The sequence below is a fragment of the Actinacidiphila sp. bgisy160 genome (assembly GCF_057707815.1).
On the sequence record NZ_JBYIQW010000112.1, the window covers coordinates 1 to 5,537 of the forward strand.

The following is a 5,537-nucleotide window of genomic DNA, read 5'->3' on the forward strand; positions in this document are numbered from 1 at the left end:
GCGCGCAGATGCAGTGGTCCGCCGTCACGAGCCCGTCGACGTATGACGCGAGGATTCCGCCGATCCCGTGGCCTACAGAGTATGTACGCATGGTCGCCTGGCGCAGGAGCGAGTCGGGGAGGTCCAGCATCTGCCGCGGGACCGTGGCCAGGTGCTGTCGCACCGGGTCGGCGAAGGCCAGGGTGTAGGGCCTTCGGCTGTCGAGGATGACGAGCTGGCCGGCGGCCACCAGTGTCTCCCGGCCGTCCTGGACCGCGATGCTGTCGCCGGTGTGCTGCAGGCTCACGAGCAGTGAGGTGTCGCCGTCGGCAGCGATGAGCGGCGCGGTACGCGCCAGTTGCTGCGGGCTCGCTTCGAGGGAGCCGACCTGGACGCCGGCCATGCACGCCCGGCGGATCGCCCCGTGGAGCTCGGCGGCCCCCTCGGAGTGGATCTCCAGCCGGGTGAACGCCCTGCGCACGGCGTCCCTCCAGTACTCGGCCCTCTCGGTGGGTGGTTGGATGGCTGTGCAGAATGCTTCGATCATGATGTCCGCCGGAACGTGTTGAAGGCATCTGTTTCGCGGGCTGGGGTGGCAGAAGTAGGGGTCCTGCGTTTCCCGGGAGCTCCTTTCTGCGCCACCGTAAAAAACGCGTCATGGTTTTCGGCGGCCGCACGGGCAGGAATGCGGGATACCCGCAGAGCTGCGGCCTGAAGCCTTCGGAATATCTGCTGTGCCCCATGTCGCGTCGAGGCCGCTCGCGAAGAGGTCGTGGATCACCAGCGGGATGATCGCGGCGGCGGTGAAACCGCCCGCCTGCGCCGCGTCCAGCACGGTCGTGAAGCCGTGGGACGAGGGCCGGGCCGATTCCGGCGCGACGCTGTGGCTCTGCTGCGCCTGTGCGCCTGTGCGCCTGGATGGCGAGGCCGGTGCCGCTCTCCGTGCGTACTGGCGTGGGGAGGCTGTGGGCGGGGACCCTTCATGTCGTCCAAGGGCGGCGAACGTCCCGGCGACGCGGTTTGCGCGGGCGTGAGGAGCCGGGAGAGGCACCGTGCGACCCCAACCGTCACCGCTCCGGACGCCGGCGTGGTCGCGTGAGAAGCAATCTGTACTGATCGTTCCGACGTGCGTGAGGCCGGAAGCGCATGAGGCGTCGCCCCCCGCGATGGGTCGGCATGTATGGCTCGGCCGACAGGCTGCGCGGGTGCGAAAGCGGGGGCGCGGTCTGCTGTGACCCGTGCCACCCGGGCCCCCACCTCGGCGCTCGCCTCGGACGGACGCTCTGCCCATTCGGCCTCGTCCGCGCATCCGGGCAGGACCCTGACCGCTGTCCGGAACGCTCGGTGAGGTCCTTTACCTCGGGATGACTCGCCTGAGCGGGCATTTTTTGACCTAACGTTCCATTTGGGGTTCACTGGTGAAAGCGCCCACCGCCCCCGCGGCGCCGGCGTACTCCAAGCGGCCGTAGCCGGTGAAGGCCGCTTGAGCGCGATCCCGCGACCTGCCCTGCCTACCGGCGGACGGGGGCAGCATCGAGAGGAACATGATCATGGAAGAGCGGCAGCCCCAGCGGCGCCCCGCTTGGCGATCCAGGGCGGCCGGAGCGGCTGCCGCGGCCGCACTACTGGTGGCCGGAGGCGCGGGCGCGATCGCGTTCACCTCGCCCACCGCGACCGCGGTCACCACGGCGCATGGCGCACACGCCCGAGCCGCGGGAGACGCGGCCACGGTGCAGCGGCTGGCCGACATCGAGGAGATCCACCGGCTGAAGGCGCGCTACTTCCGCTACATCGACACCAAGCAGTGGTCGAAGCTGGCCGGACTCTTCACCGCCCACCCCACGATCGACGTCGGCATGAAGTACAGCAGCGGCAAGGAGATGGCGCAGACCACGGCGGCCCTGCTGGGCAACGCGCCGACCGCGCACCAGGGTTTCCTGCCGGAGATCGAGGTGCGCGGCGACACCGCGACCGGCACCTGGGTGATGGAGGACTACGTCAGCTTCCCGCCGGGCTCGCCTTACAAATCCGGCTTCCACGGCTACGGCCAGTACCACGAGACGTACAAGCGGGTGAAGGGTCACTGGTACATCGACAGCACGCTTCTGACCCGCTTCCGCGTGGACGACGTGCCCAGCCTTCCCGCCGCGTCCGCCTCGGCGAAGTAGCCGCCGCATCGCCGCGCTCCACGAACCCGGTCGACCACCGGGGTTTGCGGCGGGCCGTCCCGAAGTCCGTATCCCTTCCGGTCCCCATCCAAGCCCTCACCCCACAGGAGTCATCGCATGAGCACCATCGGTGTCGGAATCATCGGCGCGAGCCAGGGAGGCTGGGCCTCCATCAGTCACGTCCCCGCCCTCAAGGCCTTGCCCGGCTACGAGTTGCGGGCCATCAGCACCAGCCGCCGTGAGTCCGCTGAGGCGGCCGCGAAGGAGTTCGGTGTGGAGGCGGCCTACGACAACCACGCCGACCTCATCGCCCACCCGGGAGTCGACATCGTCGTGGTGGCGGTGAAGGTCCCCTTCCACAAGGAGCTCATCTCCGCGGCCGTCGACGCGGGCAAGACCGTCTACAGCGAATGGCCGCTCTCACTGAACAAGGCGGAGGCCGCCGAGGTCGTGCGCCGGGCCGAAGCCGCCGGCGTGCGCACCGCCATCGGCCTCCAGGGCCGCTACCACCCCGAACTCCGGTACGTGCGGCGGCTGATCGAGGAAGGCCGGATAGGCCGCGTCATCGGCACCACCCTGGTCGGCTCCGGCATGGTCTGGGGCCCGGAGACCACTCAGGCGCACGCGTACTGGTTCGACCGCACCCAGGGCGCCACCCCCCTGTCCGGCGCGGCCCTGCACACCATCGACGCACTCAATGTGACCCTCGGGGAGTTCCGCCGACTCTCGGCCAACCTCGTCGTGGGCCGCAAGGAGGTCACCGTCGTCGACAACGGCAACGCCGTCATCCCCGTGACCTCCCCGGACCAGATCGCCGTCATCGGCACCCTGGAGAGCGGTGCCGCCGCCTCCGTCTTCTACCGCGGGGGCACCTCCCGTGGCGACAACTTCCGTTGGGAGATCAACGGCACAGACGGCGACATCGTCCTGACCGCCCCCTGGGGCAACCTCCAGGTCACGGATCTGACGCTGCAGGCCGCCTTCGGCAAGGACACCACCGTATCCAAGCTCGAGGTACCCGCCGCATACTCCGCTGACATCCCGGCAGAACTCGCCGGTCCCGCAAGGAACGTCGCCGCGCTCTACGGCAACCTGGCCCGGGATCTGCGCTACGGCACCCACACCGTCCCGGACTTCGCCTACGCCCATAGCCGTCACCGGCTCATGGACGCCATCGAGAGTGCCTCGGCCGAAGGGATTACGCGGACCTTGGGCTGACCGGCCCCAAGCCGGGAACGCCCACCACGGCCACTCATACAAGGTATCTGTACTGTTCGGTGGAGCAAATAGGTCGACGATGAAGGCGGTCGGAGTATCGCCGTCCGGCGGGCCGGAGGCCCTGCGGGTCTTCGACGGCCTACCTCTCGGAGGGCCTGGCGATGATGAGCATGTTCGGCATGTTCTTGTTCGCCAGCTACTACCTGCAGCTGGTGAAGGGGTCCACCCCCCTCACGGCCGGACTTGTGTTCGTGCCGCTGGGGGCCGCACAGGCCTTCGGATCCATGGTCCTCGGCACCCGCCTGACGGCCAGAATGCGACCCGGTCTGCTGATGTTCGGAGGCTACCTCGTCACCGGGGCAGGAGTCCTGCTGCTTGCCCTGCTGCAGGCGGACAGCTCCTACGGCCTGCTGGTCACTGCCGAGATCGTCACCGGCCTCGGCATCGGCACAGCCTTCATGCCGGCCATGAGCCTGGGCACCCATGGCGTCGCCCCCCCAGGACGCCGGTGTCGGGAACCTGGCACGACACAGCGGCCGACCGGCCACTGCCGGCCCGCAGCCGCCCCTGATCCGGCATCCCGTTGGCCACACCCAATCCCTGCAGTTCCCCCCCCAGGGCTTCTGCTCGGCATCACCCCGGACGGTGACTACCTCACCACCGAAACTCCCCTGCCACTGGGATCCGTCCCGGCTCTCGCCACCGACGGCCTGATCGAAGCCCCGGGAATCGACACGACCACACCATCGCCGTCCTCGCACGCCACCTCACCGAAGCCGGCGATCGCGGTGCGGGCCACCTCGCCAACACTGCCCTGAACCATGCCCTGCGGGCCGTCCCCGGCACCGACGACAAAGCGCTCCTCCTCATGCGCGTCGTCAATCGAGTTGAACCTCGCGGTGTCGCTGTCCGTAAGCTCCACCAGCACCTGCGGTCCGCCGGCGTACCGCAAGCCGCACGGAAATAAAGTTGCACAATACAGTAAAGGCCGCGAAACGGACCGCCGGCGGCGATAGCGTGGATAACTGCCCGTAATGCAGGCCCCGCCACCAGGTCAGGAGGAAGCCCGCATGGCAGACCGACTCGACGTGGCATCGCTGGCTCCGCGTGATCGCGCGGACGCGATCCGTGAGTTCTCGTGGTCCGTCAACGGCCGCATACAGGTGGACCTACCACCGAACCCGAATCACCTGAAGGCCAATGCGACCACCCAAGCGGTGGGGTTGGTGAGAGTATCGGAAATCGGCTGGAACGTGGCCCGCCTCCGCCGTGCTGCCGCCCCGGTGGACGAGGACATGGTGCCGCACGTTCTCGTCAATCTGCAGCAAGCGGGGGTCTCCCGGTTCCACCAGGGAGGCAGGCAGGACGTGGTACGGGCGGGAGATCTCGTGGTGCTCCAGAACGCGAAGCCCTATGAGGTCGTTTTCCACGGCACGGTCCATGCGGTCCTCGTGCGCGTCCCCACACACGTCCTGGGGTTGCGGCCGTCCCTGCTCGACCGGGTCACAGCCGTGCGACTCGGCTCGGAGCGCCCGGTCGTGGGTGCCACGGTGGCGTTCTTCACCCGCCTGGCTCATGACCAGGCCGCTGCAGACGAGGCCGAGACCGCTGAGACCGCCCTGTTCGCGCAGCCTTGTGTCGACCTGGTCAGAGCTGTGGTCACCACGGCGATCGGTCGTGACGACCTGGCCAGAGCGCCTCTGAACAGCACACTTCTCCAGCGCGTTCAGGAGTACGTCCGCCTCCATCTGGCAGAACCCGACCTGACTGCCGCACGTATCGCCGCCGAGCACCATGTCTCCGTACGCCAGCTCTACCTGACCCTGTCCCGAGCGGGAATCAGCCTTGGCGAATGGATCAGGACTCAGCGCCTCGAAGAGTGCAAGAGAGAACTGGCGTCGCCAGTGGGTGAGTTCTTGACGATCGAGGCGATCGCTCACCGGTGGGGGTTTGCCAGCCCACCCCACTTCAGTCGCGTTTTCAAGGAGGCGTACGGTCTGAGCCCCCGCGAGCTGCGGCTGCACCATGCGTCAGGGGGAGCGGACCTTCGCCGGCAACAGTCCCACCCCGCCCCCGGAACGTCGGCCGGGTCGCCTTGACCGTGATCTGCTCGACCCGGGGGAGGGGGGGGGGGGGGGGGGGGGGGGGGGGGGGGGGGGGGGGGGGAGGGGG

Annotated in this window: 5 protein-coding genes; 4 read left to right on the top strand and 1 reads right to left on the bottom strand. The window is 68.7% G+C overall.

Going from position 1 to position 5,537, the window contains the following annotated elements:
* Positions 1-526: cupin domain-containing protein (locus AC3EUJ_RS36875; RefSeq protein WP_431969320.1), on the bottom strand; the 526-nt coding region annotated here is incomplete at its 3' end.
* Between the two features lie 1,003 nt (positions 527-1,529).
* On the opposite strand from AC3EUJ_RS36875, the gene AC3EUJ_RS36880 reads away from it, so the two are divergent.
* The 4 genes from AC3EUJ_RS36880 (at position 1,530) to AC3EUJ_RS36895 (ending at position 5,464) form a co-directional block, all read left to right on the top strand.
* Positions 1,530-2,147 (top strand): nuclear transport factor 2 family protein, encoded by a 618-nt coding sequence (locus AC3EUJ_RS36880; protein ID WP_431969322.1) that lies wholly within the window; start codon positions 1,530-1,532, stop codon positions 2,145-2,147.
* A gap of 117 nt (positions 2,148-2,264) precedes the next feature.
* Complete coding sequence (locus tag AC3EUJ_RS36885) at positions 2,265-3,365, top strand: Gfo/Idh/MocA family protein (protein ID WP_431969324.1); 1,101 nt, start codon at positions 2,265-2,267, stop codon at positions 3,363-3,365.
* 161 nt (positions 3,366-3,526) lie between these two features.
* Positions 3,527-4,183, top strand: a complete 657-nt coding sequence (locus AC3EUJ_RS36890; RefSeq protein WP_431969326.1) for a SpoIIE family protein phosphatase — start codon at positions 3,527-3,529, stop codon at positions 4,181-4,183.
* Positions 4,184-4,435: 252 nt separating this feature from the next.
* Positions 4,436-5,464, top strand: coding sequence for a helix-turn-helix domain-containing protein (locus AC3EUJ_RS36895; protein WP_431969328.1), 1,029 nt, complete (start codon positions 4,436-4,438; stop codon positions 5,462-5,464).
* Positions 5,465-5,537 lie beyond the last annotated feature (73 nt).